The 26,889-nt window shown below is 57.9% G+C and carries 21 protein-coding genes and 1 riboswitch; of the genes, 16 read left to right on the top strand and 5 right to left on the bottom strand.

Annotation, left to right across the window (positions count from 1 at the left end; all coding sequences use genetic code 11):
• Positions 1 to 206: 206 nt before the first annotated feature.
• The 4 genes from ACUNV4_RS22205 (at position 207) to speB (ending at position 6,260) form a co-directional block, all read left to right on the top strand.
• Positions 207 to 2,492: a putative bifunctional diguanylate cyclase/phosphodiesterase gene (locus ACUNV4_RS22205; RefSeq protein WP_430880819.1), complete on the top strand. Its 2,286-nt coding sequence runs from the start codon at positions 207 to 209 to the stop codon at positions 2,490 to 2,492.
• Between the two features lie 437 nt (positions 2,493 to 2,929).
• Positions 2,930 to 4,414 (top strand): coproporphyrinogen-III oxidase family protein, encoded by a 1,485-nt coding sequence (locus ACUNV4_RS22210; protein ID WP_430880820.1) that lies wholly within the window; start codon positions 2,930 to 2,932, stop codon positions 4,412 to 4,414.
• The gene (locus ACUNV4_RS22215; RefSeq protein WP_430880821.1) at positions 4,407 to 5,312 is read left to right on the top strand and encodes an alpha/beta fold hydrolase; all 906 of its coding nucleotides are present in this window, start codon (positions 4,407 to 4,409) and stop codon (positions 5,310 to 5,312) included. Before ACUNV4_RS22210 ends, ACUNV4_RS22215 begins: the two co-directional genes overlap by 8 nt.
• 3 nt (positions 5,313 to 5,315) lie before the next feature.
• On the top strand, positions 5,316 to 6,260 hold the full coding sequence (gene speB, locus ACUNV4_RS22220) for an agmatinase (RefSeq protein WP_430880822.1): 945 nt from the start codon (positions 5,316 to 5,318) through the stop codon (positions 6,258 to 6,260).
• Between the two features lie 12 nt (positions 6,261 to 6,272).
• Here speB and ACUNV4_RS22225 read toward each other — a convergent pair whose 3' ends face one another.
• From ACUNV4_RS22225 to ACUNV4_RS22240, 4 genes are all read right to left on the bottom strand, one after another.
• Positions 6,273 to 7,307, bottom strand: a complete 1,035-nt coding sequence (locus tag ACUNV4_RS22225; protein WP_430880823.1) for a DNA replication terminus site-binding protein — start codon at positions 7,305 to 7,307, stop codon at positions 6,273 to 6,275.
• A gap of 166 nt (positions 7,308 to 7,473) precedes the next feature.
• Positions 7,474 to 7,914, bottom strand: a complete 441-nt coding sequence (locus tag ACUNV4_RS22230) for a VOC family protein (protein ID WP_430880824.1) — start codon at positions 7,912 to 7,914, stop codon at positions 7,474 to 7,476.
• A 104-nt stretch (positions 7,915 to 8,018) separates the two neighbouring features.
• Positions 8,019 to 9,770, bottom strand: coding sequence for a SulP family inorganic anion transporter (locus tag ACUNV4_RS22235; protein ID WP_430880825.1), 1,752 nt, complete (start codon positions 9,768 to 9,770; stop codon positions 8,019 to 8,021).
• Positions 9,767 to 11,446: a TIGR01244 family sulfur transferase gene (locus ACUNV4_RS22240; RefSeq protein WP_430880826.1), complete on the bottom strand. Its 1,680-nt coding sequence runs from the start codon at positions 11,444 to 11,446 to the stop codon at positions 9,767 to 9,769. Before ACUNV4_RS22240 ends, ACUNV4_RS22235 begins: the two co-directional genes overlap by 4 nt.
• Before the next feature lie 548 nt (positions 11,447 to 11,994).
• Positions 11,995 to 12,121, top strand: a riboswitch (TPP riboswitch).
• 55 nt (positions 12,122 to 12,176) lie between these two features.
• On the opposite strand from ACUNV4_RS22240, the gene thiD reads away from it, so the two are divergent.
• The 12 genes from thiD to ACUNV4_RS22300 all read left to right on the top strand — a co-directional run bounded on the left by thiD (position 12,177) and on the right by ACUNV4_RS22300 (position 22,073).
• Positions 12,177 to 13,031 carry a bifunctional hydroxymethylpyrimidine kinase/phosphomethylpyrimidine kinase gene (gene thiD / locus ACUNV4_RS22245; RefSeq protein WP_430880827.1) on the top strand — a complete coding sequence of 285 codons (855 nt, stop codon included), beginning with the start codon at positions 12,177 to 12,179 and terminating at the stop codon, positions 13,029 to 13,031.
• The gene (locus tag ACUNV4_RS22250; protein WP_430880828.1) at positions 13,028 to 13,780 is read left to right on the top strand and encodes an ABC transporter ATP-binding protein; all 753 of its coding nucleotides are present in this window, start codon (positions 13,028 to 13,030) and stop codon (positions 13,778 to 13,780) included. The genes thiD and ACUNV4_RS22250 overlap by 4 nt, the downstream gene beginning before the upstream one ends.
• Positions 13,781 to 14,581, top strand: a complete 801-nt coding sequence (locus ACUNV4_RS22255; RefSeq protein WP_430880829.1) for an ABC transporter permease — start codon at positions 13,781 to 13,783, stop codon at positions 14,579 to 14,581.
• A 4-nt stretch (positions 14,582 to 14,585) separates the two neighbouring features.
• Positions 14,586 to 15,524, top strand: a complete 939-nt coding sequence (locus tag ACUNV4_RS22260) for an ABC transporter substrate-binding protein (RefSeq protein WP_430880830.1) — start codon at positions 14,586 to 14,588, stop codon at positions 15,522 to 15,524.
• Entirely contained in the window at positions 15,521 to 16,192 is a 672-nt protein-coding gene (gene tenA / locus ACUNV4_RS22265; RefSeq protein ID WP_430880831.1) for a thiaminase II, read from the top strand. The genes ACUNV4_RS22260 and tenA overlap by 4 nt, the downstream gene beginning before the upstream one ends.
• Positions 16,192 to 17,208 (top strand): FAD-dependent oxidoreductase, encoded by a 1,017-nt coding sequence (locus ACUNV4_RS22270; protein ID WP_430880832.1) that lies wholly within the window; start codon positions 16,192 to 16,194, stop codon positions 17,206 to 17,208. The genes tenA and ACUNV4_RS22270 overlap by 1 nt, the downstream gene beginning before the upstream one ends.
• A complete protein-coding gene (thiS, locus tag ACUNV4_RS22275) occupies positions 17,192 to 17,389 on the top strand; it encodes a sulfur carrier protein ThiS (protein WP_430880833.1) in 198 nt (65 codons plus the stop codon). The genes ACUNV4_RS22270 and thiS overlap by 17 nt, the downstream gene beginning before the upstream one ends.
• 4 nt (positions 17,390 to 17,393) lie before the next feature.
• A complete protein-coding gene (locus ACUNV4_RS22280; protein ID WP_430880834.1) occupies positions 17,394 to 18,173 on the top strand; it encodes a thiazole synthase in 780 nt (259 codons plus the stop codon).
• Between the two features lie 2 nt (positions 18,174 to 18,175).
• Complete coding sequence (locus ACUNV4_RS22285; RefSeq protein ID WP_430880835.1) at positions 18,176 to 18,775, top strand: thiamine phosphate synthase; 600 nt, start codon at positions 18,176 to 18,178, stop codon at positions 18,773 to 18,775.
• Positions 18,776 to 19,010: 235 nt separating this feature from the next.
• Positions 19,011 to 19,889: a 4-hydroxy-tetrahydrodipicolinate synthase gene (gene dapA / locus ACUNV4_RS22290; protein WP_430880836.1), complete on the top strand. Its 879-nt coding sequence runs from the start codon at positions 19,011 to 19,013 to the stop codon at positions 19,887 to 19,889.
• 110 nt (positions 19,890 to 19,999) lie between these two features.
• Positions 20,000 to 20,638, top strand: a complete 639-nt coding sequence (locus ACUNV4_RS22295; protein ID WP_430880837.1) for a LysE family translocator — start codon at positions 20,000 to 20,002, stop codon at positions 20,636 to 20,638.
• Positions 20,639 to 20,924: 286 nt separating this feature from the next.
• The gene (locus ACUNV4_RS22300; protein WP_430880838.1) at positions 20,925 to 22,073 is read left to right on the top strand and encodes an extracellular solute-binding protein; all 1,149 of its coding nucleotides are present in this window, start codon (positions 20,925 to 20,927) and stop codon (positions 22,071 to 22,073) included.
• Positions 22,074 to 22,080: 7 nt separating this feature from the next.
• Here ACUNV4_RS22300 and ACUNV4_RS22305 read toward each other — a convergent pair.
• The coding region (locus ACUNV4_RS22305) for an OmpA family protein (RefSeq protein ID WP_430880839.1) at positions 22,081 to 26,889 on the bottom strand (4,809 nt) is incomplete at its 5' end.

The raw sequence follows: 26,889 nt of genomic DNA on the forward strand, positions 1-26,889 counted from the left end.
ATCTCACGGGTGTCAGAAGATTGACCTGAACCGGCAGAGTGGAGAAATACCGGTGGAAAACATGAAAGACATTGCATATGGAGCAGACTCAACTGCTGATCGAGCCTAAAGAATGATCATGCTCGGCCGTTCAAGGGGTGACAAGTGCCGGGTAGGAGAATTCATGGAGGCTACCTGATGCATATTTTCTTCAGAGAACAAGGTTCATGGGGAGTACGACGGCGGCCAGAAAGGAGGCCATCAGACACAACCAGAATGAGCTCCTGTACAAAGGGGTAAAATTCTCAGTCGTTGGCTCACTGGCAGCTGCTGTCGTTGCCATGTACTTCTTCGGCCCTCTGGTAGCGTCGCAGGGAGCGGCCTGGATCTGGTTCACAGCCTTGTGGCTGGTTTATCTTGCCAGGGCGTTGGATTGCTACCTCTTCATGCGTGCCACGCACGCTCGGCAGCACGTTCAACACTGGACCAGGCGATTCAAGACAGGCGCCCTGTCATCCGCCATTGCCTGGTCGCTGTCCATGTGGATGATCTTCCCCACCGACGACATGGCACATCAGGTACTGCTGGTCCTGACTCTCGGGGGCGTGGCCGCTGGCGCCCTGGCTTCCCTGCCCTACGACCGCTCGCTCAGCAATATCTTCCAGCTGCTCATCTTCACTTCCGTATTCATCCGCCTGCTGGTCGAAGGCAGCAGCTTTTCCATCGAACTGGCCCTGTTCAGCACATTCGTGTTCGGATTTCTGCTCGCATGCGGCAAGGATGTCGGCAAGAACTACATCGATCTGTTACGGCTGCGACAGGACTCCCAGGAAACCAATCTGACCTTGATTCGTACCACGGAACAGATGGCTCGACTCGGCTACTGGCAATGGGATCTGAACTCGAAAGCCGTTGACATGTCCACCAATCTGACCTTGATGCTGGGCTTCCGGAACAGAAAGGTAGACATCAAGGATTGCTTCGCACTCATGCACCCCGATGACCAGCTGAAAGTGCAGCACGCCTGCGCCCATGTGATGAAAACGGGTGTCGACACCGAAATCGAATTTCGCACCGCGGATACCCGAAGCGGCGACATGCGCCACATGCGACAGGTACTGAAACTGCTTGTCGACTCCGATGACAAGACGTTTCTGCTGGGCACGATTCAGGATGTCACCGACGTGAAATCCGCAGAACAGAAGATCTACAGCATGGCCTACTACGACGACCTGTCGGGCCTTGCCAACCGAGCACACTTTCATGAAAATCTCGATGCCGAATTCGCGCTGGCCAGATTGCGCCATCAGCAATTCGCCATCATCTATGTCGACCTGGACGACTTCAAGGGTGTCAATGATTCCTACGGGCATGAATGTGGCGACAACTATCTGAAGCACTTCTCGAACTACCTTACTTCACTGACAGAACGCGGTGACATGGCCGCCCGACTGGGTGGTGACGAATTCTGCCTGTTGCTTCGAGACATCGACAACCGGCAGGAGGCCCATGACATGGCATTGCAATGCCTCGAGTACTGCAATCAGATAGTACAAGTGGGAAACCATCGCATACACCCACGCTTGAGTGTCGGAATTGCATTGTTTCCCGACAACGCCCAGACGGCAGATGACCTGGTGAAATGTGCCGACATGGCCATGTATACGGTCAAACAGGCGGGAAAACACAGCTTTGCCTTCTATGACGAGAAGATGGCAAGAGACAATCGCGAGCGCGTACGACTGGAGGCAGATCTTCGCCAGGCACTGGACAGTGATGAATTCGAACTGTGGTATCAGCCCAAGTTCGACATTCTCGACAACACACTGACAGGAGTCGAGGCCCTGATACGCTGGCGCCACCCTGACAGAGGAATGATACCGCCAGACCTGTTCATCTCCACGGCAGAACGGGTCGGCATGATCAAGGAGATAGGTGAATGGGTACTGGCCAACGCCAGTGCTCAGTTGAAGCAATGGAATGACAGGGGGATGCGCCTGGGAATGGCGGTCAATATATCCGGAGATCATTTCGTGGCCGAGGGATTCTGCGAGTTCGTATTCGACACACTCAGGGAAAATGGCCTGAAGTTCCAGGATATCGAAATCGAGATTACCGAGAGCCTCAGCCGTGATCCGGAAGTGCATACAAGGATCTGTCGCCGACTCAGAAATGCGGGAGTGAGAGTTGCCATCGACGACTTCGGCACCGGCTATTCGTCCTTGTCGGTGCTCGGCCAACTCGAAGTGGACACCTTGAAGGTCGATAAATCCTTCATCGACGGCATAGTCGACGACCCCGCGGCCCAGCTCATGGTCAGAAGCATCATCGACCTGTCATTGGGACTCGGTTACGACGTGGTAGCCGAAGGTGTCGAGACGGCCGAACAGCTGGACTTCCTGCGCAACAATGACTGCCCCTACATACAGGGATACCTCTTCAGTCGCCCTGTCGAAGCTGAGCAGATTCCGCATCTGACTACCATGGACTGGTCATTGCCTCGAGCGGCCTGATTGCACGACTGATGTAGCTCCTGTCGCGCGACGACCCGATCGAATCGACACCGTCCGGCTCAGGAATACTCTGAGCCGGAACTTGCCTGCTTGCCTGCTTGCCTGCTTGCCTGCTTGCCTGCTTGCCTGCTCGGCTGTCCGGCTGTCCGGCTGCTCGGCTGGCATTCTGTCTGACAATCTGACGTCCGGTGATCTGACGCTCCGACGGCCCTCGCCCCCTGCCTCGACAACCCGCGACAACCTGCAGTATCTACCCACCAATTCCTTACACGAAAACATTGGTGGGGAAATTGATCCATTTCTCATCAATAGAGACATTTTGCATTTGTTAACATAGCAATGGGTTGACGCTAAACGTTTGGCTAGTCAATCCTAGACAAAAGGACAAGCAAAAAATTGCGCCCCAGCAGCTGGACCTGCGCCACTAGAGACAGTTGATGACCAGCAACAATCCTGTTCCTGCCCCCGATCAGAATGAAGTCGATCAGTTCCTGAATCGTGAAGAATTCAGACGACAGTCCAACAAGGTATTGCACGGCCACCCTTCCCCCCTGCACTGGAAACCGCTGACTTCACCACCCAGTCTGCTACTTGAAGAACGTGCCGCCTATTCGCGCAATACGCGTTTCGATGTCAACCTCTATGTCGGCACGCCGTTCTGCATAAAGACCAAGCCCGCACGTTGCGGATTCTGCCTTTTTCCCAGCGAAGACTATGAAGGCAATCGCGGCGTGGAAGCCTATCTGTCCTATCTCGAAAAGGAATTCGAACTCTATCGTCCCTATTATTCCGAAGACAAGCTCGCCAGCATCTATTTCGGCGGCGGTACTCCCAATCTGTATCGCCCGGAACACTATGGGCGAATCATGCAAATGGTCGATGACCTCTATGGCGGGGTCCCTGTCGACATCGAGATCACTCTCGAGGGTATCCCGCAACTGTTCAGCGAACCCAAGATCAAGGCCATGAGAGAAGCTGGATTCAACCGGGTCAGCATTGGTGTCCAGCAATTCAACGACAAGTTGATCGGCTACAGCGGACGTCACCAGAAACTGCAACAGGTGCACAATTCGCTGGAACTTTGCCACAAGTACGACCTGGCCAACAGTGTCGACCTCATCTATGGCTGGCCCGAACAGACCATGCAGGACATGCTGGGTGACCTGAAACGCGCAGTCGATGCTGGCGTGCATCACATCACCCACTACGAACTGAACATTGCGGGACGCAGTAACTTTTCAGCTCCTGCGCAGCGCAAGCTGTTACCCGACATCAGCGAGAACATCGAGATGTATCTGGCTGCCAACGAGTTCCTGCGTGGTGCCGGATTCGAACAGGTGACCGTGTATGACTGGCGCAGACTGCCTACCGACGCGGAGTCGGCTCGCCTCAGTTCCTATGACTACGAACACAACATGCATGACTTCGTTCAGCAGGACGATGGTCAGGTGAACGAGATCAGGCAGGTATGCGGCATCGGATTTGCAGCCGTGAACTTCCATGTAAACAGTCTTGACCCCGGAGATCGCAGCTGGATCTACATGAACCAGACGTCCTTGAAGAACTATTGCGATAAATTGGATCGGGGAGAATTTCCGGTAGAGCGAGGATTCATCTATCAGCATCAAGATGTCAAGCTGGCCTGGCTGTTCCAGTCCATGCAAACCATGCAGATAGACACTGCTGCCTATCGGCAGGTCTTCGACGAGAACATTCTCGATACCTTTGCACCGGTCTGGGAAGCCCTCGAGGCTCGGAACTGGATACGCAGGAGCGGAGATGTTCTGCAGTTCATCAATGCAGGTCAGTATTACATCCCGATGTTTCAGTCCCTGGTCGCCAGCAAACGACTGGCCGAAATACGCGGCAAGAACAAGGATGGCAAATCCCTGAAGGGAATACCGATTACCACCATTGACTGATACTCATACAAGCCGCTTCACGCTCCGTTCGGAGCGTGGAGCCACACTTGCACTCCAGCGCATCAATGCTGCTGCGGGAAATACTGACGGAACCGTGGGAGAGCCGGTGCTGTTGGCCCACGGCACTTTCTCCAATCATCGAACCTGCGGGGGGCTGGCACGCTATCTCGCCAGTCGTGGTTTCGACTGCTGGTTGCTGGACTACGAAGGACATGGAGACAGTGACTCGGTAGAGCCCGCTGCAGATTTCGAGTCCCTGTTTCTGTCAGGAACGTACAGTGCACTGCAGTTCGTCCATGACACCACGGGACAGAAAGTCCACTGGATCGGCCACAGTGGCGGCGGTCTGGCAGCGTTGATGGCGATAGCCCGTCAGCCCCGATCACTGGAATATCTGCAATCTCTGGTGATGCTTGCCAGCCAGGCCAGCGACGCCGGTCAGCTTCCGTCACACCGTCTGATCCTGAGAGCCTTCACATTGCTGACGCGAGCATTGGGCCACGTCCCGGCCAGAAGGCTCAAGCTGGGACCTGACAACGAAGCCGCCGCCGTCATGCTGCAATGGTACGCGTGGAATCTGACCGGCCACTGGACAGGTGCTGACGGACTCGACTACCTGGATGCACTGAAGCAATGCAAGGGCTTCGAGCAACTGCCGCTACTGTGCATGGCTGGATCCGGAGACTGGTTCATCGCCCCTCCCATCGCTTGCCGGAACCTGTACTCGCAACTGCCTGGCGAGAACAAGACATGGCTGGAATGTGGACTGCAACAGGGCTATAGTGAAAACTACAGCCATGCAAGACTGGTCAGCTCGCGTTCGTCCGCGCGGGAAATCTGGCCGCGTATCGGCACCTGGCTGTCAACGCAACAGATGAATACCCGAACCAGACCCTGACGCATGACCGACGCATTCAATCAGCCGCTGAGCGGTAACACCATGCCCCGCTTCGGCGGCCCTGCGACCATGATGCGCCTGCCCTCAGCGACTTCTGCGGCAGGTCTCGATGCCTGCTTCGTCGGCATTCCCATGGACACAGGAACCTCCAATCGTCCCGGCACCCGCCTCGGTCCTCGACAGATCAGGGATGAGAGCCGCATGATCCGCCCTTTCAACATGGCCACGGGAGCTGCGCCGTTTCAGCGGATGCAGGTTGCCGATATCGGCGATGTGCCCATCAATACCTTCGACCTGAAGAAAAGCGTGGACATCATTGACGGACATTACCGGGAAATCCTGTCTCACGGAACCATTCCACTGACACTGGGTGGCGATCACACGCTGACCTGGCCCATTCTGCGCGCCATCAGACAGCGACATGGTCCGGTTGCCCTGATCCATGTCGACGCTCATTCGGACACCAATGACAACATGTTCGGTGAGACGGTCGCTCATGGCTGTCCATTTCGACGAGCCTGGGAGGATGACTGTCTGTTGAATGATCGGGTCTATCAGATCGGCTTGCGTGCAACCGGCTATTCTCCCGAGGACTTCGATTGGGGACGCAGCAAGGGATGGACGGTGGTTCAGGCAGAACAGTGCTGGCACAAGTCACTGGTACCGCTGATGCAGGAAGTCAGACAGACCATCGGTGACGCACCGGTCTACCTGAGCTTCGATATCGACAGCCTTGACCCGGCTTTCGCCCCGGGCACCGGCACTGTCGAGCCGGGCGGGCTGACGGTGTGGCAAGCCTATGAAATCGTCAGAGGTTGCGCTGGCCTGAATCTGGTGGGAACCGATCTGGTTGAAGTCTCACCGCCCTACGATCCCAGCGGCAATACCGCGGTCATTGCTGCCAACCTGCTGTACGAGATGCTCTGCGCCCTGCCAGCCTGCCAGTAGTCAGGTCTGGCACTACGCCACGCTCTGCTTGTTCTTGCGGCGTCTGGCGCTCTCCTGCAACTTGAGCCGTCTGCGATAGTTGTCCACCGTGGGTCGACCACCGTAGATGTGCAGAGCCTGACTGATCTCCTCGAACCCCCTCTTGGTATCAGAGCGCTTTCGCGACTGCCCGGCTTCATAGTCCTTCAGACCCCGCACACTCAGGGATACGGATGATGGCAGGCGAATCAATGGCAGATTGGCGGCATGGGTATGCAGCGCACTGGCCTTCACCTGTGGATCGAACAGCTGCGCCCTCGGGTGTGGGCGAACGTAGTTGCGACGCACCAGCTGATAAGGCATTTCAGCAGGCTTCATGCCCGACAGGTCCTTCTCGGTCAACTCCACTGGTGTCGGCAGGGTTCGGAAATATTGCAAGGCAATTTCCAGAGCCTGCAGACGATCCCTGTCCGGGTCGCCGGATTGCACCTTGCGAGTCTCTTCTTCAATGGCTGCTTCGCTCAGTTCAATGGCCTCAGCGGGCGTGATCCAGACATCGGCAGGCGTCTGGCATTGCCAGGTCAGATTCAGGCGGCTGATGTTCTCCGGAATGACATGCAGATGGCGATAGACATGGTTCATGTGCACGCCCGGAAAAATGTGTTTGCAGGCACGACTTCTGGCGACGGTATCCGGATAGGCCTGGGCAAGATGCGTCTGCAGCTTGTCCTTCAGCGCATTGATGGCGGAAATCGCTTCGCTCAGATCTGTCGCCACAGACAGAACTCCCGGCAGACGGTAGGTCGTTGTGCTCTTTTGACCGGCTGTCATGGACAGACGCGTCAGGGCATCACAGGCCAGATCAAGCGCAGGCTTCTGGCGAGAATCAGGACTTCCCCATTTTCTGACCTCGATATGCGTTGGCACGACACCATCGACTTCCACGGTAGGCAACTCGAAAACCACCACGCCCGTGCAATGATCGCGAATCACGCCAACCAGAGTCTGCAATGCTTCTACCAGCTCTTCATGCAACTGAAGAGCCGTCATGCGTTCGAGTGATTCCATGCTGTATTTTTCTACCCGTCAATCGACAGAATAGGATGAAAGCCACCGTCTGACAATCCGCACATGGTGACCTGCGTCGGGAGCAGCACCGATGGGTTCTGCATGTTGGAGCGTGCGCGCCGAGTCCACCGGCACGCTGGACCCGGCCTCTTGCCCTTGCCTGATGTCAGGAATCGCGTTGAGTGTCCTGTCGCCTGTTCCGTTCATCCCATATCATCGGTTCCCAGAGCTCGATCTTGTTGCCCTCGGGATCCTGAATCCACGCAAAGACGCCGTTTTCGTGATACTGAGGCCCTTCAAGGATCTCCACGCCAGCGGATGTCAGCCTTGACACCAGCGCTTCCATATCATCAACGCGGTAATTGATCATGAACCGCGCCCGGCTCGGTGCAAACCAGTCACTGTCTCTGGCGGCGACATTCCAGACTGTCGCACCACCATCCTCGGCACTGTCGTTCTTCCATTCGAGCACACCGCCTCCCCAGCTTTCCAGGGCTATGCCCAGATGCTGCTCGTACCATCTTGCGAGACTCTCGTGATCCTTGTCGGCCAGAAAAAAGACCCCGCCGATACCAGTCACCCTGCCTGCACTGCGCTTGTCTGCCATGATTCGTACTCCGCATGAGGTGCCTCCAACATAACAAACGCGACCGTCCCTCGAAAAGCTCTCTGCCCATGCCACGATTTCCATCCCGGCGACGCTGCAACGTTTCAGGCAGCTGCCTCGGTCAGCTCAGCGGCAATGACTGCCGGTGTCAGGCTCTGTATGGCCTCGTACTGCGACAGAAAGACCTGCCCGGTCAGCTCGTCCAGCAAATGTGACTGCTGCAGCCTGTCCATGACCGGTCCCTTGACCTCACTCAGGTGCATGCTGATATTCATGTCCGCGAGCCGATGGTTGATGGCCTCCAGTGACTCCAGCGCACTCATGTCGATCTCATTGATTGCCGAACACATCAGCACCAGGTGTCGGGTCGTGTCACTGGAGGCCAGGCGATCATGAATCAGGTCTTCCAGATATCGCGCGTTGGCAAAGTAGAGACTCTCGTCGACTCGAATGGTAACCAGCGAAGGATCGGTCAATACCCGATGACGGTGGATGTTGCGAAAATGCTGGGTCCCCGGCACCAGCCCGACTTCAGCCACATGAGGACGTGAGGTTCTGTAGAGAAACAGCGCCACCGAGGCAATCACGCCTGCGCTGACGCCGGCCTCCACGCCGATGACAAGCGTAACCACCATGGTGATGAATACCGCGGCAAAATCCGCACGGGAATAGGACCAGCTGCGCTTCAGGATGCTGAAATCCACCAGAGAGAAGACAGCCACAATGATGGTGGCAGCCAGAGTGGCCTTGGGCAGATAGTGAATCAGCGGCGTCATTATCAGCGCGGCAATCGCCAGCATGACTGCCGTCATGGCGCCTGCGGCAGGCGTTTCGGCACCGGCTTCGAAATTGACCACGGAGCGCGAGAACCCACCCGTCACGGGAAATCCACCCGTCAGCGCTGCCCCCATATTGGCAGCACCCAGACCGATCAACTCCTGATCCGAGCGAATGCGCTGTCGCCGCTTGGCAGCCAGAGTCTGAGCGACCGAGATGGACTCGACAAAGCCAATCACCGAAATCAGTAGCGCAGGCATCCACAGCTCCCGCAACAGGTCGGCTGAGACACTCGGCCAGGTCAGTGGTGGCAGGGCCTGCGGAACGGCACCCACGACGCTGACACCGTGGGAATCCAGCTGCAGACCCCAAACCAGAGCCGTCGTCACGAGAACGGCCATGACAGGTCCCGTCCGAGCCAGCGCCTCTGCCAGCTTCGGCGACAGACCCAGATGCAAAAGCAGGGCTTTGAGCCCCTTGCGGCACCAGAAAAGGAATGCAATGGAGGTGACACCCAACAACAGCGTCTCCCGGTTGGCCGCATTCAACTGACTTGCCAGCGACAACAGGAGTTCCAGAAGATTGTGACCGTCGGCAGACACGCCCAGTACATGCTTCAACTGACTGGCCGCAATGAGAATGGCCGATGCCGTGATGAATCCTGCAATGACCGGATGAGACAGAAAATTGGCCAGAAAACCGAGTCTGAAAAGCCCCATGGTCACCAGCATCACACCGGACAGGCCGGCCAGCGTCAGCGCCGCAGTGACATGGTCCACCCCTGTATTATGAACGACAGATCCGATGGCCGTCGCGGTCATCAGGGAAACCACGGCCACCGGGCCGACAGCCAGAGTGCGACTGGTACCGAAAATCGCATACAACAATATCGGTACGATAGACGCGTACAGACCAGCCTCTGGCGGCAAGCCGGCCAGCAGCGCGTAGGCCAGGGATTGCGGAATCAGCATGATCGTGACTATCACCGCAGCCAGCAGATCATTGATCAGGGAGCCACGGTCATACTCCCTGCCCCATTCCAGACAGGGCAGATAGCTGGCAATCGACGCTCTCTTCACTGACTGGCGTCCGGTAGCGAGGCCGGCTGCGCCATCCATTCATGACCACGCAACATCGCCTTCCAGTACACGGGCGGCAGAATCCGCTCCTTGAGCAGCCATGCCAGGCGCGATGGCCGCGTCCCGTCGAGCAGCCATGTCGGAAAGCTGGGTAGCAGAGCGCCACCATAGCCGAACTCGGCCAGAACAATCCTGCCACGCTCGACAGTCAGGGGGCAGGACCCGTAACCATCGTAGGACGCCACGGGAGACCTGCCAGCGATATCGGCAATGACATTGGCCGCCACGACCGGTGCCTGCTTGCGAGCAGCGGCGGCCGTCTTCGCATTGGGTGCATTCATGACATCGCCCAATGCCCAGATATTCTCATGGCTCCTGTGACGCAGAGTCGACTGCTCGACATCCACCCAGCCGGCCGCATCAGCCAACGGCGAGGCACTGATGAATTCCGGAGCACATTGAGGGGGACAGACATGCATCATGTCGAATTCCACTTCCACTCGTCTGACGGGCTTGTCGGCGTCGCTCACGTCGAACCAGGCCTTTCCCGCATCGCCATCCACTGCCACCAGATTGTGAAAGAAATTCAGTGACGCACGGTACCGTTCAACGTATTCCTGCAGTGCCGGCACATAGTCCTTGACCCCGAACAGTACTCCACCGGCATTGTTGAAATCGATATCGATATCCTGCAGAACGCCAGTGCGATTCCAGTGATCTGCCGACAGGTACATCGCCTTCTGTGGCGCACCGGCGCACTTGATCGGCATGGGAGGCTGTGTGAACACCGCCTTGCCTGACGTCATCGACTGTACCAGCGACCAGGTATAGGGAGCCAGATCGTAGCGGTAATTGGAGGTCACGCCATTGCGTCCCAGGGTCTCTGTCAGCCCTTCCACCCGGTGCCAGTCGAGTTTGAGACCTGGACAGACGATGAGCCGCTTGTACCGGATGACTCGACAGCCTTCAAGTATGATCGAATCGTTCGCCGGCTCGAAGGCCGTGACTGCTGTCTTGAGCCATTGCACACCAGGGGGTATCAGCGACCCCATGGTTCTGACGGTTTTCTCCGGTTCGAATATCCCGCCTCCCACCATGGTCCATCCGGGCTGGTAGTAATGAATATCGGCAGGGTCGATCAAGGCAAGCTGCAGATCCGCCTGGCGCTTGAGCAGACTGGATGCCACGGCGATACCGGCGGCACCCGCCCCGACAATCACGACATCAAAAGAACCATCAGCCTTGTCGGTTGGTGTGACCCCTCCATTGGCCAGTCGCCGGACGACGCCTGACAGGTCAAAGCCGGCACTTCTGGCGGCGGCCAGAATCTCCGGCACCGGTCGCGTACGGGCCTGGCCCAGAGACCACAAGGTGGCAGAGCGTGTACCGCTGCGGCAATAGGCCATTGCAGGCTTCGGCATTTCCTGCATTGCCCGCGCGAAGCTGTCGACGTCTTCATTGCTTACCTGGCCAGGAACGACGGGCAGATATCGCATTTCCAGACCGTGTCTGGCTGCCTCGGCCTGTATTTCAGCAAAAGTGGGCTGATCAGCCGCTTCTCCGTCAGGCCGATTGCAGATGATCGACCGGAATCCCAATTCACGCAGCCGGGCAATATCGTCGATCTGCAACTGCTTGCTCAGGGAGAGAGTGTCTGAAATGTTCTTGACGTCCATGGGCGGTGTTTCCCGGGGTTGTTGTCAGTGATTGTTGAGCATCGCGCCGCTATTCTCTCGGCATGAACCGATGTTCCTGGCCGGCGCCACTACCGCATGCACGCCCGATTCCGATCCCGGCCGGCCACTGGTGATCGGGAGAATAGACCTGATTTCTCAAGGGGTCGGTGACAATGTCACCGTCACCATCGACCTGGCCAGGGCACACCAGCCGTGCAGGCGTTCCCCAGTGCCTCTGCCCAGGGTTCAGGGTTCAGGGTTCAGGGTTCAGGGTTCAGGGTTCAGGGTTCAGGGTTCAGGATTCACGGATTCACGGATTCACGGGTTCACGGGTTCACGGGTTCACGGGTTCACGGGTTCACGGGTTCACGGGTTCACGGGTCACGGGTCACGGATCAGAGGTCAGTGGTCAGGCGCCCATGACCAACAGGATATTCACGGAGATTACTGCAAGAGTGTGGAACCGTCATGGCCGGGCGATGACGGCCAGTACCGAGAATTTTCAGGAAGAGCATCTGGTCAAGTGGATTGACGCGTGATACTCTCTCGCACACTTGACGGGGTGCTGGACGACTACAGAGGTGGGCGTTCGGCTGAGATGATGCATCTGATTGCACGATCCCGCTGAACCTGATGCGGATAATGCCGACGAAGGGATTCAAGTCACGGGAATCCGAGTCATTCCCTTGCATGGGTCCAGTTCCTCCCGGCGTCTCCGGTGGAGCTGAACATGAATCCTGGCAATACGACAATCTCTCACCCCGCTACAGTACGGGGCGTACCGGCTGCGATGACCATCGCCGGCTCGGATTCAGGCGGTGGCGCCGGCGTTCAGGCGGACCTGAAAGCCTTCAGCGCGCTGGGCGTCTACGGAGCCTCGACCATCACGGCGCTGACGGCACAGAACACGCGAGCGGTGAATGCCATCCACGAAGTGCCCGCCGAATTCGTTCGCCAGCAAATGGAAACCGTGCTGTCCGATATCCGCATCGACGCCATCAAGATAGGCATGCTGGCCAATGTCGACATCATCCGCACCATCAGTGAAGTCCTCGAGCAGCACCCCGCGATTCCTGTTGTTCTCGACCCGGTCATGGTCGCCAAGAGCGGAGACTCCCTGCTGCACACTGAAGCCATCGATGCCCTGCGTCACTACCTGTTTCCGCGGGCGACGCTGATTACCCCCAATCTGCCCGAAGCAGCCTTGCTACTGGGCAACGGCAAGGAGGCCGGGGATCTGGCGGATATGGAGGCTCAGGCGGCCAGACTCGCAGAAATGGGTAGCGCCTGTGTACTGCTCAAGGGTGGGCACCTGAATTCCACTGACTGTACCGATCTGCTGTTGCAGAACGGCCAGCTGCAGCGGTTCACGCAGCCCCGCATCCAGACCGGCAACACCCACGGTACCGGCTGTACCCTGTCCTCGGCCATCGCCGCTGAACTGGCCAGGGGAGCGTCCGTATCCGATGCCGTACAGGCCGCTGAAATCTACGTGCATGCAGCCATCATCCGTGCCGACGAGCTGCAAATCGGTTCCGGACACGGGCCGGTCCACCACTTTCATGCCCTCTGGCCGCAAACGTGAGTCATTCACCCGGCATCGCGCTGAACAAGGTCAGTCTGAACCTGGGGAGTCATCCGATCTTCCAGGATCTGTCACTGCACCTGGAGGCTGGCAAGTGGCACAGTCTGCTTGGCCGCAGTGGCATCGGCAAGACCAGCCTGCTCAGGATCATCGCCGGCTTGCAGCAGCCGGATGAGGGCAGCGTACTGACGGATGCCGGCAAGCCGGTATCCAGCCGTATTGCCTACATGGCGCAGGACGATGGGCTGCTGCCGTGGTTGACAGCGCGACAGAACATTCAGCTGGGACCAAGGCTGCGTGGTGAACGCCTGCAGGACACTGATCATCGTGTCAGCGAGCTGCTCGAACGTGTCGGCCTGTCGTCGTGGGCAGACGCCCTGCCGGCAGTACTCTCCGGGGGCATGCGCCAGCGCGTGGCCCTGGCGCGCACCCTGCTCGAACATCGTGACATCGTACTGATGGATGAACCCTTCAGTCGTCTGGATGCCATCACCCGCGACGAACTGCAGAGCCTCTCCTTCGAGCTCCTCAGCGGGCACACCGTCCTGCTGGTAACACACGATCCGATGGAGGCCCTGAGGCTATCGCATGCACTGCATGTACTCGAGCCGGGGTCTCCCACCCGCGTGCAATCGATGCCGCTGCGCACGCAACCACCACGGCAGCTGGATCATGAGGAAATCGCCTCACGGTTGCCGGCCGTCTGGCAATTCATGAAAAACGGTGAAAACCGACCGGTGCCCGCCTGAATGAACAGGTCAACGACACTCGGGCGTGCGCGAATTCCAGGTCTGTTCGTCAGTCTTGCGCTGATGCTGCTGGCCTGGCAACTGCTGGTCATGCTCAGTGGCATTCCCCACTTTCTGCTACCGGCACCGTTTGCAATTCTGAAGACACTGTTCAGTCAGATGCAGACACTCGGCCTGCACACCGCCATTACCGCCTTCGAGGTCATTGCCGGCCTGCTCAGTGGTTGTGTGCTCGGCATACTCAGCGCCATCCTGCTGACCACCTCCAGACGACTGCGTCGCTGGCTGCTGCCGCTGATGGTCATCAGTCAGTCGCTGCCGGTGTTCGCCCTGGCACCACTTCTGACGCTCTGGTTCGGCTACGGCATGGGCTCCAAGGTGGTGATGGCAATCCTGATCATCTACTTTCCGGTGGTGGCTGCCACTTTCGACGGCCTGCGTCATACCAGTTCGGCCATGCTCGACCTGGCTCGCACCATGAACGCAACGCCCACAACCATTCTGCTGCAGATACGACTGCCGGCGGCTCTCCCCTCCATGGCCTCTGGCATTCGCGTAGCCACCTCGGTGGCGCCCATCGGCGCCGTTGTCGGCGAGTGGGTCGGCTCCAGTCAGGGCCTGGGCTATCTGATGCTGCAGGCAAACGGTCGCATGCAGACCGACCTGATGTTTGCGGCCCTGCTCTGCCTGTGTCTGATGGCCTTCCTGCTCTACAGTCTCGTCAATCACCTGCTGGATCGATGCCTTTACTGGCTTCCCGATTCCAGTCGCAACAACGCCCTCCAAACCGAAACACATTGAGCTCATGAAACGATTCAAACTCCTGTTGGCAAGCCTGCTGTTCAGCAGCAGTACCCTGGCTGCCGATCCGGTCACGGTTCTGCTCGACTGGTTCATCAACCCCGATCACGCGCAGCTGATCATTGCCCAGCAGAAAGGCTTTTTCGACGAACAGGGACTGAGCGTCGAACTGATCGAACCCGCCGACCCCTCACTGCCACCCAAGATGGTTGCCGCCGGCAAGGCGGATATCGCCATCAGCTACCAGCCGCAACTGCATGTACAGGTCGCCGAAGGCCTGCCACTGTCACGCTTCGGTACCCTGGTATCCACACCGCTGAATTCTCTCGTGGTACTGGATGATGGACCGATAGAATCGCTCGAATCCCTGAAAGGCCGCAAGGTCGGTTTCTCCGTCGGTGGCTTCGAAGATGCCCTGCTCAAGGCCATGCTGGAGAGCGTTTCCCTGACTCTGGATGACATCGAACTGGTCAATGTCAATTTTTCCCTGTCCCCTGCTCTGATTACCGGCCAGGTGGATGCCGTGATCGGTGCCTACCGCAACTTCGAACTGAACCAGCTGGATATCGAAGGCCATCCCGGACGTGCCTATTATCCGGAGGAACACGGGGTACCAGCGTTCGATGAACTGATTCTGATTGCCAACAACGAGTCACTCGACAGCTCCTGGATGCTGCCATTCCTGAACGCCATCGAGCGCGCCACCATTTTCATCATCAATCATCCTGATGAGGCCTGGGAGGTCTTTCGTGACTCCAACCCGGACATGCTCGACAATGAGCTGAATCGACGTGCCTGGCGCGACACGCTCACCCGGTTCGCACTGCGACCTGCGGCCCTTGACCGTCAGCGCTATGAGAATTTCGCCGCCTTCATGCAATCACAGGGTCTGATCGACTCCGTGCCAGCATTGAACAGCTACACCTACGAAGCCGGACGATGAGCCAACAGACTCTGACGCAACACCTGATTGCGCACAGTGAACCTCACTGGCAGCACTATATTCAGCACGAGTTCGTTCGCCAACTGGCGGCCGGTACACTGCCAGCGGAGTGTTTCGAGCATTACCTGAAACAGGATTATCTGTTTCTCATCCAGTTTGCCCGCGCCTTCGGCCTGGCGGCCTACAAGAGCCGTTCACTGGCCGAACTGAAACAGGCTCAGAGCTCCCTGCACGGCATCATCGATATCGAACTGGACTTGCATATCGGCTACTGCCAGCAGTTCGGCATCTCGAAGCAGGCGCTGGAGGAGACAGTGGAATCAACGCCCAATATGGCCTATACCCGCTACGTACTGGAACGCGGTATGGCCGGTGACCTGCTGGATCTGAACGTGGCACTGGCCCCCTGCATCATCGGCTATGCCGAAGTGGCCAACTGGTTGCAAACGCAATCGTTTCTTGTCACCGAAGGCAATCCCTACTCGGACTGGGTGCAGATGTATGCCAGCGAGGAATATCAGCAGGTAGCCAACACGCATCGCCAGGCCTGTGATGCCATCAGCATGGAACAGCTGGGCGAGCCTCGGGTGCAGGCACTGTGTCGCACCTTCGATGCTGCGACACGTCTGGAGGTGGACTTCTGGCAGATGGGACTGGATTGCCGCTGATGAGCACCGAGGTGGAAATCATCGGCGCAGGGGTGGCCGGTCTGTGTGCCGCACAGGCCTTCATCGAGCGTGGTTGTCGAGTGAGAATGATCTCGGCCAGCCACGGTATCGATGACAGTTGCTGCTCCTGGTGGGCGGGCGGCATGCTGGCTCCCTGGTGCGAAAGTGAAAGTGCCGAACCACTGATCTTCCGCTTGGGCCTGGAGAGTCTGTCGTACTGGCAGAAGCACAGCCAGTCGCTGCAGCAGGCTGGATCGCTGGTGGTGGCGCTGCGCCGTGATCGTGCCGATTTCGAGCAGTTTGCACGGCGCACGGACAGCTTTGCGCGGCTCGATCGAGCTCGAATGGAAGCGATGGAGCCGGATATCGGCCATCGCTTCGACATGGGTCTGCACTACGCGGAAGAGGCGCACCTGGATCCCAGACGGACATTGCAGGGTCTGCTGGAATCACTCAGACAGAGTGAACGATTCTCGGTGGAATTCAACCGCCATCTGAGCAAGGCAGAACTGGCTGAAGCGCCTCGCTCCGGCTGGCGCATCGATTGCCGGGGCCTGGCAGCACGTGACAGCCTTGCGGACCTGCGTGGCGTCAAGGGTGAAATGCTGATCCTCGAAACCCGGGAAATCAGTCTGCAGCGACCGGTTCGCATGCTGCATCCACGCCATCCGATCTATATCGTGCCCAGAGAAAACAACCGATTCATGGTCGGTGCGACCATGATCGAAAGCGATGATCGCAGTCTCGCCAGTGCGCGCTCGGTCATGGAACTGCTGTCCAGCGCCTATGGCCTGCATACCGGTTTTGCAGACGCTGCCATCATCGAGATCGGTACCGATGTACGGCCAGCATTTACCGACAATCTGCCACGACTCAGACGTCGTGGCCGAACGGTCCACATCAATGGTCTGTATCGACACGGCTTCCTGTGCGCCCCCGCGATGGCGCAACGGGCCGCGGCACTGGTACTGGACGGAAAGCCTGACGAGGAAGTGTGTGATGAAAATTCGGATTAACGGCGAACAGCAACAGGTGGAATCCTGTACGCTGCACGATTTGCTGGAACACTTGGGCCACGGCGCAAACAGCGTGGCAACCGCGGTCAATCAGGAGTTTGTTCCGATCGGCAAACGCAGCAAATTCGAACTGTCAGACGATGATGCGGTGGACATCATCGCCCCCATGTCCGGAGGCTGAGCGGATGTCACTGTCGTTTTACGATGTCGAACTCGGATCTCGCCTCCTGCTGGGGACATCCTTGTATCCATCGCCACAGATCATGCTCGATGCCATAGCGGCATCCGGCTGCGAGGTGGTCACTGTCTCGCTCCGGCGCGAGTCCAGTTCCGAGAAATCAGGGCAGGCATTCTGGTCGCTGATCCAGTCGGCCAATGTCCGGGTGTTGCCCAATACGGCAGGTTGCCGGGGCGTCAAGGAAGCGGTCAATACCGCGTACATGGCGCGTGAACTCTTCGGTACTCCCTGGATCAAACTGGAAGTCATTGGCGATGATGACACGCTGCAACCCGATGTTTTCGGACTGGTGGAAGCCGCACGCATACTGGCCGACGATGGTTTCGAGGTCTTTCCCTACACCACTGACGACCTGGTGGTCGCCGACCGCTTGCTCAATGCGGGCTGTCGCGTTCTCATGCCCTGGGGAGCACCGATCGGCAGCGGTCGCGGCCTGAACAATCCCTATGCCTTGAGCTCCATGCGGGCTCACTTCCCCGATGTGCCGCTGGTCGTGGATGCCGGTATCGGCCTGCCCTCTCATGCCGCTGCCGCCATGGAGCTCGGTTACGATGCCGTGCTTCTCAATACGGCCGTTGCCCGAGCCGGCGACCCGGTTGCCATGGCCCGTGCCTTTTCGCTGGCCGTGGACGCCGGGCGCGCAGCCTGGCAGGCCGACCCCATGATGCCGCGTGACATGGCAGCTCCTTCCACGCCCGTTCTGGGCACCCCTTTCCGAGATCTCTAGACATGCTGGATCGCTTCTACCTGATCGTCGGCGATACCCGACAACTGGCCGAATTTCTCGATGCCGGTGTGCGCTGCGTGCAATTGCGGATGAAGGACACCAGCGAGAAGGATTGTCGCCGGCAGATACGCGAAGCGCGGGAACTGTGCGAGAAAACCGGCGCCACCCTGATACTCAACGACTACTGGCGCCTGGCATTGGACGAAGGTTGCAGGGCCGTACACCTGGGACAGGAAGACCTGCAGACAGCGGAGATCGATACCCTGCGACGGGCCGGCATGAAGATCGGCATCAGTACACATGATCGCGCCGAGTTGGCTATCGCGCTGTCCCAGTCACCCGACTACATCGCGCTCGGCCCGATATATGCCACACTGTTGAAGAAAATGCCCTGGCGGCCTCAGGGGCTGGAAAAACTGCAGCGCTGGAAGGATGCCATCGGCGATGTTCCTCTGGTGGCGATTGGCGGCTTTACCCCCGAGCGAGCCCCCGGGGCCTTTGAACACGGGGCAGACTCGGTATGTGTGGTCACCGATGTCGTGCAGCACGCTGACCCGGTTGCACGAGTACGGGAATGGCTGGACGTGACTCGCGTCGAATGAAGTCGAAAGGCTTGACATTGATTCTCCGATGCAGCAATCTTTGCCACGCATGAATACCCTGTTCACCCCAAGCAGCATCTCCAAACCGGGCGCTCTCAAACCGGCAGTGAAAACTGTGCGCGCCTGATCCCCGGTCAACAGATTCTGACAAGAAAACTCCGGCGGCCCTGGCGGCTTCCGGAGTTTTCTGCGTTTCGGAGTCCGTACATGTCCGCCTTCAACAAGAGAAATCATCATGTTCGAAGGTTCACTGGTCGCAATGATCACCCCCATGACGCTCGATGGAATGCTGGATGAACCCGCGCTTCGGCGTCTGGTCAACTGGCATATCGAGCAAGGCAGCAATGGCCTGGTGCCTGCCGGTACCACCGGCGAGTCGCCTGTTCTATCGGCCGAGGAGCACCGTGACGTCATCCGAATCGTGATCGATGAAACACGTGGCAGAGTGCCGGTGATTGCCGGCTGCGGCTCCAACAATACCCGGGAAGCACTGGCGTTCCACGACTATGCCCACCAGCAAGGCGCCGATGGCGCTCTGCACGTCACCGGATACTACAACCGACCCAGCCAGCAGGGCATCTACCGACACTTCGAAGCGCTGAGCGAAAGCAATGAGCTGCCGATCATCGTCTACAACATTCCACCACGCAGCACTGTCGATATCAGTGCTGATACCATGGCGCGCCTGGCGACATTGCCATCGGTGGTGGGGGTCAAGGATGCTACCCGGGATCTGGCGCGACCGGCCATCGAACAGATGAAGATAGACGCACCGTTCAGCTATCTTTCCGGTGAAGATGCCACGGCAGTCGCCTACAATGCTGCCGGAGGCAATGGCTGTATCTCGGTGACCGCCAACGTCGCACCGGCACTGTGCGCACGCTTGCAACAGGCCTGCAGGGACAACGACTACCAGACAGCCAGAGACATACAGCGACGGCTCATGCCACTGCATGAAGCGCTGTTCAGGGAACCCAGTCCGGCAGGTATCAAGTACGCCTGTGCCACTCGCGGCTTGTGCACAGAGACGCTTCGTCTGCCTCTGATCAGTCTGGAAGACGACAGCAAGGAACTGATCGACGCTGCTTTGCAATCGCTGGAGCAGGATGGTTGATCAGGGACGTGACAAACCGCTCAGGCATCGGATTCAATGCCTGACTGCAGCATTGCGTCCGGGTCGTGAATCAAGGCATCATCCCATCAACATCCAAGGAGCAAGACCCCATGTACTCTGTCTTTCTTGCGGCCCTGGCAGCAACGGTTGCAGCACAGCTGGCCCCCGGACCGAACTTTCTGGCTGTGACAGGCGTTGCCTTGAGTCAGAGCCGCAAGGCAGCCGTGTGTCTGGCTGCCGGTATCGCTTCGGGTGTCCTGCTCTGGGTAAGCGCCTTCGCATTGGGAATATCGGCACTGTTTCAGGCCTACCCACTGGCCGGCATTCTGCTGCAGCTCTGCGGTGGTCTGTATTTCCTGTATATCGGTATCAAGGCCATTCGCTCTTCGAGACACATGTCGGCGGGCCAGGTCAGACAATTCAGCACGCCGCTGTCATCGTCGGGCGCCTGGCGACGTGGATTACTGGTGGTGCTGACCAACCCCAAGGCGGCCCTGATGTGGGCTGCCGTCACCGCCTTCCTGTCCGGCTCGGGCTTGCCTCCGGAGGGCGTTCTGGCGTTCGCACCGGTCGGTGCCGGTTCAGCCTTCGTGATCTACGGCAGCTACGGCGTACTGTTTTCCACACCCGTGGCCATTCGTGCCTACAACCGGGTAGCCAGTCAGATAGAACTGGTCTTCGGCGGACTGTTCGGACTGCTGGGTATCCGGTTTCTCGCTGATGGCATTGGTCAGCTACGCCAGATCTGAATACCTGGCTGCCAGAGCATTGCATGGCAATGCGTTGGAACATCATCGCGCTCGGGGTGAAAATCGACCTTGCTCGGGGTGCGAAATTGGCAGAACTCAGTCGCCCATGGGCCAGACCACTCATGGCTGTCAGGCTGCAGAAAAATGCCCCCTGACACGCTTTGCTGCTACTCGTTCTCAACTGTCTGTACGATTTCGGTATTTCATTTGTTTATAAATTATTGTTTCATATATGGTCCATCGGGACACCAATCCCGGACATTCGACTTTCCGGCACGGACACCACATGACTGAAAACAGGCAGACGCATTTACGTGGAATGACCTGGAATCATGCGCGCGGCATCGAACCACTGCTGGCCGCATCAAGACACTACGAGCAGCAGAACCCGGGCGTCCGACTGTCCTGGGACAGCCGCCCCTTGCAGGACTTCGAAAGTCAGCCACTGCGAGAAATCTGCAGCACGCATGATCTGATCATCATCGACCATCCGCACCTGGGAGAAGCCGTCCGGGAGAATCTGCTGCTCGACCTGACGACCTGCAGACGCAGCCAGGCATTGCAGACTCTGCAACAGCAAAGCGCTGGTCCTTCGCACGACTCCTACGGCATGCACGGCGGACAGTGGGCACTCGCCATGGATGCAGCCACACCGGTCGCCAGTTATCGAGCCGATCAACTGGAAGAGCTGCCCGCCACCTGGGAAGACGTCATGTTGCTGGCGAGCGCTGGCAAGGTCATCATGCCGCTCCGACCGCCACATGGACTCATGGCTCTGTTGTGGCTGGCCAGCAATCGAGGGGCATGTATCGCGGACAACCCGGAACAGCTCATGGCGGATGACGATATCGCCTCGGCGCTGGAACAGCTTTACGAACTGACCAGCCTGATGCGTTCAAGCTGTTTCGACATGGATCCAATCGACGTCTACGAGATCCTGAGCACCCGGGACAAGGGGCCCATCTATTGCCCGCATGCCTACGGATACATCAATTACACACTGCAGAATTTTCGCCCCTATCCCCTGACATTCACCGATGTGCCCGATGCGGCTGGTGGAGGTGTTCGCGGTACGGTACTCGGCGGCAGTGGCATTGCGGTTTCCGCCAGTTCCTCAGATGCAGAAACCGCTGTCGATTTCGCGTTTCACGTGGCAGGTGCCGAATGCCAGACCAGCAGCTGGGTGCGCCACGGCGGTCAACCCGGCAATGCACTGGCCTGGAGTGATGCTGAAACCAATCGCCTGAGCAACAACTTCATGAACAACACCCGGGCGACGCTTGACGCGGCCTGGGTGCGACCGCGCTATTCCGGCTACACCACGTTCCAGAATCTGGCCAGTCACACCATTTCCGATTTCCTGCAGGGCCGCCTGAGTCGCCCTCACTGCGTTCAGGCTCTGCAGAAGCTGTATCGCGAGAGCCACAACCAATGAAAATCCGTTACGGCTGATCGCCAGCGGCATCGACAGAGTCCTGTCGATGGACGCGTATCTCGACACGCCGGTTTTCACGTCGACCTGCTGCCGTGTCATTTGACGCGACTCGGCGGGTTTCGCCGTAAGCGTTCTGCGAAAATCGGCCGGCATTCAGACCCTGTCCGACAAAATGGCTCCTGACAGCGTCAGCTCGACGTTCGGCAAGCGCCTGATTGGCAACCCAACTGCCGACATTGTCCGTATAAGCGGACAATGTCACCGCCAGCTCCGGCTGCTGCTGCAGGATAGTCAGCATGTCTTGCAGGCGCGTTCGGGTGGCTGCCGGAATTTGTGAAGAGGCTGTCTCGAAGTAGACGATTTCCGTCAACTCCGACAAAGCGACACAGCCTCTGGTATCAACGATCAACGATGTTGCCCGGTCCGCACAAGGATCCACAGTTGCCACCACCTCGTCACGTTCTGGCTCGACAGTTGCCAGCGTTGTCGACTCGACCGGAGCGTCGCGAAGCGTTGCTGCGGTATCGTGAGATTCCTCGTCACGATCAAAGCGATAGATGAGCGCCAGTTGGCCGTAGCGGATATCCTCTTCATAGGAAATGATTTCCGTACGCAGGCCCAATCCGCGTCTGAGGTTGTATTCAAGCCCCAGGCCGAATAGCAGGTGACCCGCATTGTCCTTTTCGTAGCGAATGCCGGGCGTCGCCCTGTTGCTCAGCCATCCATAACCGATACGCCAGAACCCGACCAGTCCATGACGTCTTGCACGATGTCGTCCTTCACCAATGTAAACCAGAGCACTGGCGCCCAGTTCCCGATAGTCGATACCGCCACTGGGTGAAAGATCCGATCGACCGAGGTGCGCTGCGTGCAACTCGAATGACCACCATTTGCTCATGTCCATTCCGAGCGTGAGCTGGGCACCCAACTGCCCTCTGTCGAGGGGGTCAACCCCGTCAATTTCGCTGGTATCCGGATTCAGCCAGCTTGACCCCACACCCAGACCGATGTAGAGCCCCCTGTGCCGCAAACGATCCTGCTGCGGTTCGAACGGTTGTATCGATTCGGCCTCGACACTGGCAGCACCCGGCTCCGGCAAAGAATCCGCCTGCCCCTGGGAGACAACTCCCAACGTCATGGCAGCCACGACCAGAGACGCTCGAACAAGCTTGCGTCGACGCCAGGCCAGGCCGATCGATGCAATACTCATCAGAATCAGCAGTGTCGGATCCCAGCCTCTGGAAGCGCCTGTACCGATGGAACAGCCACTGCCACCCAGGCCTGTATGAATGATGCCCGTTGGCGCTGCACCACCCAGTTCGGGTTCGTCGACATCCGGAACTCCGTTGCCATCGACATCCGGCAACGAGATCGACCCAGGCCTGCCGGAACCGTCACCCAGCAGATTGGCGTAACCGTCTCCGTCTGGGTCCGGATCACGGTGATCCACGATCCCGTCGTTATCCGCATCCCCCCCTTCGACAAAGGTGGCATCAGCCAGATCATCAATGCCGTCATTATCGGCGTCACTGCCACCGGTAAGATCAACGTCGACAGAGTCGGGAATACCATCATTGTCAGCATCGGCAAGCAAATCCACCTTCCCGTCACCATTGGCATCCACACCACCGGCTTCCTGCAGATCGAAGATGCCATCGCCATCGGCATCCAGGTCCAGGTGATCAAAGCTGCCATCGGCATCCAGATCGTCAGCGGTAATGGGCAACGCGGCAATGCCATCATCCAGACCATCACCATTGGCATCCAGAAAGCCATCGACTCGCCCATCGCCATCGGCATCACTGGCAAAATCATCCGCCTCAGCCAGATCCGTCAGGCCATCATTGTCACTATCAACGTCCAGATAATCCACCACCTCATCTCCATCAAAATCATCGTTGGGCAATGGCATCAGGGCGACACCGTCATCCCATCCATCTGCGTTCTGATCGACAAAATCATCGACAACTCCGTCCCCATCAATGTCCAGAGCTCCCGCTTCGAAGGCATCGGTCAAGCCATCATTGTCACTGTCCAGATCACGATAGTTGGCTATGCCATCACCATCACTGTCCAGCGCGGTTTCATCGCTGTCCAATATGCCGTCGTTATCCGAATCGATATCCAGAGCATCGACGACTCCGTCGCCATCCGTGTCCTCATGGCCTTCGATGTCATCCGGAATGCCATCACCATCTGCATCCATGTCGATTGCATCGATGATCCCGTCACCATCGGTGTCATTGGTCCCTTCGTCGGAATCATCAACACCATCGTTGTCAGAGTCACTGTCAAGCGCATCGATGATGCCGTCATTGTCGGTATCTACCGCGCCTTCCTGTATATCGGGAATCCCGTCATTATCTGAATCCGTATCGAGTGAATCGATAACGCCGTCATTGTCAGTGTCACTGACACCTTCCAGAGCATCGTCTATCCCGTCGTTATCGGAATCCGTATCAATGGCATCAACCAATCCATCACCATCCGAATCAGGGCGTACACCATTCTCGGAAGCGCCTTCCTGTTGGTCGCTGATGCCGTCGTTGTCCGAATCCGTATCACGTGAGTTCGGAATGCCGTCGCCGTCGCTGTCGATATTGGTTTCCAGCTGATCACTGGTACCATCATTGTCAGAGTCCAGGTCCAGGTAATCCGGGCGCCCGTCGTTGTCGCTGTCGAGCGGTTCACTGGCGTCGACGCCGGACTCGGTCTCATCAGGCAGACCGTCGTTGTCCGAATCCGTATCCAGATAATCCGGGATACCATCGGAATCGGAATCTACCGGTGTACTGCTACCGGCTTCCGTCGCATCCGGAATACCATCATTATCCGAGTCGAGATCCAGTCGATCGATCACGCCATCGCCGTCAGTGTCAGCATTGCCTTCCAGTTGATCCGGGATCCCATCACCATCGGAATCCTCATCGCGGTAATCAGGCACGCCATCGTCGTCGGTATCCGTTTCGTTGTATGCCGTTGCCGACAGAGAATCCTCGAAGCCGTCCCCATCGAGATCGGTCAATGAGTCCACCTGACCGTCGTTGTCCGAATCGGTAATGAAGGCTTCGGCAATGTCAAACAGACCATCGTTGTCACTGTCCAGATCCAATCGGTCAACCTGGCCATCGGCATCGGAATCCTGTTTGCTGGCCAGCAGATGATCACCATTGTCATGGAGTCCATCACCGTTGGCATCGATGAATTCGTCCTGTTCCCCATTGCCATCGGCATCGGGCAAACCGGATTCAACGGTGTCTGCCAGTCCATCATTATCACTGTCCAGATCCAGATAATCAGGCACACCATCTCCGTCGGAATCCCGCGGGAGATCGGCAATGCCGTCACCATCGAAGTCCATGATGCCACTGTCATTCGAGGTCTCGGCATCATCCATCAGACCGTTCGATCCAACAGCACCCGTCAACATGCTCCCTAGAGCGTCCAGCGCAACCAGAGTGCCGGATTCGGCCGCATCGGCAACCCCGTCATTGTCACTATCCAGGTCTCGATAATCCGCCACGCCATCCTGATCCGTATCCACTGTCTTCTCGATCGAGTCCAGCAGGCCATCGTTGTCGGTATCCAGATCACGGAAGTCAAGCACGCCATCGCCATCCGTATCCTCGTCGCCTTCAGCCGCATCAGGAATACCATCACCATCGCTGTCATCATCAAGATAATCGGCGATACCATCCTGGTCAGTGTCGACGCGACCTTCCACCGTGTCGACGATGCCGTCATTGTCACTATCATCATCCAGATAGTCGCTGATGCCATCGCCATCGGAGTCCAGGCCGCTCTCCTCGCTATCACTGACGCCATCATTGTCGGAGTCGGTATCCTGATAATCCGGTATGCCATCGCCATCGCTGTCAGCATTGCCTTCGACGGAGTCCGCAATGCCGTCACCATCGGAATCCGTGTCCTGAGCGTTGCCCAGCCCATCTGCATCAGCATCCACCAGCGACTCTTCAGCATCCGCGATGCCATCACCATCCGAGTCTGCGTCATGGTGATTGGCCAGACCATCGTTGTCAGTATCCTGTGGCTCGAGGGTGTCATCGACACCATTCCCATTGACATCGCTACCGCCAGTCTCGTCGACATCCAGTGCGTCGTCGATGCCGTCCGCATCACTGTCAATCCCGGTCAATTCAGGCGAGTTCAGATCTTCCTCGGCATCGGACAAACCATCGTTGTCTGAATCCTCATCCCGATAATCCGGTATGCCATCCTGATCCCTGTCCAGAGGATTCAACGGGTCAGGACCAATCTCGACAATATCGATGATGCCATCACCATCACTATCGACATCGCGATAGTCCGGACGCCCATCATTGTCGGAATCCAGAGGCTGCCGATCATCATCGATACCATTTCCATCGACATCATCACCGCCAGTGGCATCCACATCCAGCACATCGTCAATACCATCATTGTCACTGTCCACACCACTCAGGGTCGGACTGGTATTGTCTTCCGCATCATCGGTAATGCCGTCGTTGTCGGAATCGGTGTCCAGGTAATCCGGTGTTCCATCCCCGTCACTGTCACCCGTGCCTTCCAGCACATCGACGATGCCATCATTATCGCTGTCCACATCGCGGCTGTCCGACAGACCGTCATTGTCGCTGTCCGTGGGTTCGAACGCATCGTCGATGCCGTTACCGTCCACATCATCGCCACCGGTCTCATCCACATCCAGCGCATCATCGATACCATCGGCATCGCTGTCGGTGCCCAGCAGGGTCGGACTGCTTGTGTCTTCCTCGGCATCCGTACGTCCGTCGTTGTCCGAGTCCGTGTCCTGGTA

Source organism: Granulosicoccus sp. 3-233, assembly GCF_052681095.1.

What these genes read in the sequence shown, in the direction of transcription:
- ACUNV4_RS22205 (WP_430880819.1), top strand. Translation starts at nt 207, where the DNA reads ATGGGGAGTACGACGGCGGCCAGAAAGGAGGCCATCAGACACAACCAG.
- ACUNV4_RS22210 (WP_430880820.1), top strand. Translation starts at nt 2,930, where the DNA reads ATGACCAGCAACAATCCTGTTCCTGCCCCCGATCAGAATGAAGTCGAT.
- speB (WP_430880822.1), top strand. Translation starts at nt 5,316, where the DNA reads ATGACCGACGCATTCAATCAGCCGCTGAGCGGTAACACCATGCCCCGC.
- ACUNV4_RS22225 (WP_430880823.1), bottom strand. Translation starts at nt 7,307, where the DNA reads ATGGAATCACTCGAACGCATGACGGCTCTTCAGTTGCATGAAGAGCTG.
- ACUNV4_RS22230 (WP_430880824.1), bottom strand. Translation starts at nt 7,914, where the DNA reads ATGGCAGACAAGCGCAGTGCAGGCAGGGTGACTGGTATCGGCGGGGTC.
- ACUNV4_RS22240 (WP_430880826.1), bottom strand. Translation starts at nt 11,446, where the DNA reads ATGGACGTCAAGAACATTTCAGACACTCTCTCCCTGAGCAAGCAGTTG.
- thiD (WP_430880827.1), top strand. Translation starts at nt 12,177, where the DNA reads ATGAATCCTGGCAATACGACAATCTCTCACCCCGCTACAGTACGGGGC.
- ACUNV4_RS22255 (WP_430880829.1), top strand. Translation starts at nt 13,781, where the DNA reads ATGAACAGGTCAACGACACTCGGGCGTGCGCGAATTCCAGGTCTGTTC.
- ACUNV4_RS22260 (WP_430880830.1), top strand. Translation starts at nt 14,586, where the DNA reads ATGAAACGATTCAAACTCCTGTTGGCAAGCCTGCTGTTCAGCAGCAGT.
- tenA (WP_430880831.1), top strand. Translation starts at nt 15,521, where the DNA reads ATGAGCCAACAGACTCTGACGCAACACCTGATTGCGCACAGTGAACCT.
- ACUNV4_RS22270 (WP_430880832.1), top strand. Translation starts at nt 16,192, where the DNA reads ATGAGCACCGAGGTGGAAATCATCGGCGCAGGGGTGGCCGGTCTGTGT.
- thiS (WP_430880833.1), top strand. Translation starts at nt 17,192, where the DNA reads ATGAAAATTCGGATTAACGGCGAACAGCAACAGGTGGAATCCTGTACG.
- ACUNV4_RS22280 (WP_430880834.1), top strand. Translation starts at nt 17,394, where the DNA reads ATGTCACTGTCGTTTTACGATGTCGAACTCGGATCTCGCCTCCTGCTG.
- ACUNV4_RS22285 (WP_430880835.1), top strand. Translation starts at nt 18,176, where the DNA reads ATGCTGGATCGCTTCTACCTGATCGTCGGCGATACCCGACAACTGGCC.
- dapA (WP_430880836.1), top strand. Translation starts at nt 19,011, where the DNA reads ATGTTCGAAGGTTCACTGGTCGCAATGATCACCCCCATGACGCTCGAT.
- ACUNV4_RS22295 (WP_430880837.1), top strand. Translation starts at nt 20,000, where the DNA reads ATGTACTCTGTCTTTCTTGCGGCCCTGGCAGCAACGGTTGCAGCACAG.
- ACUNV4_RS22300 (WP_430880838.1), top strand. Translation starts at nt 20,925, where the DNA reads ATGACTGAAAACAGGCAGACGCATTTACGTGGAATGACCTGGAATCAT.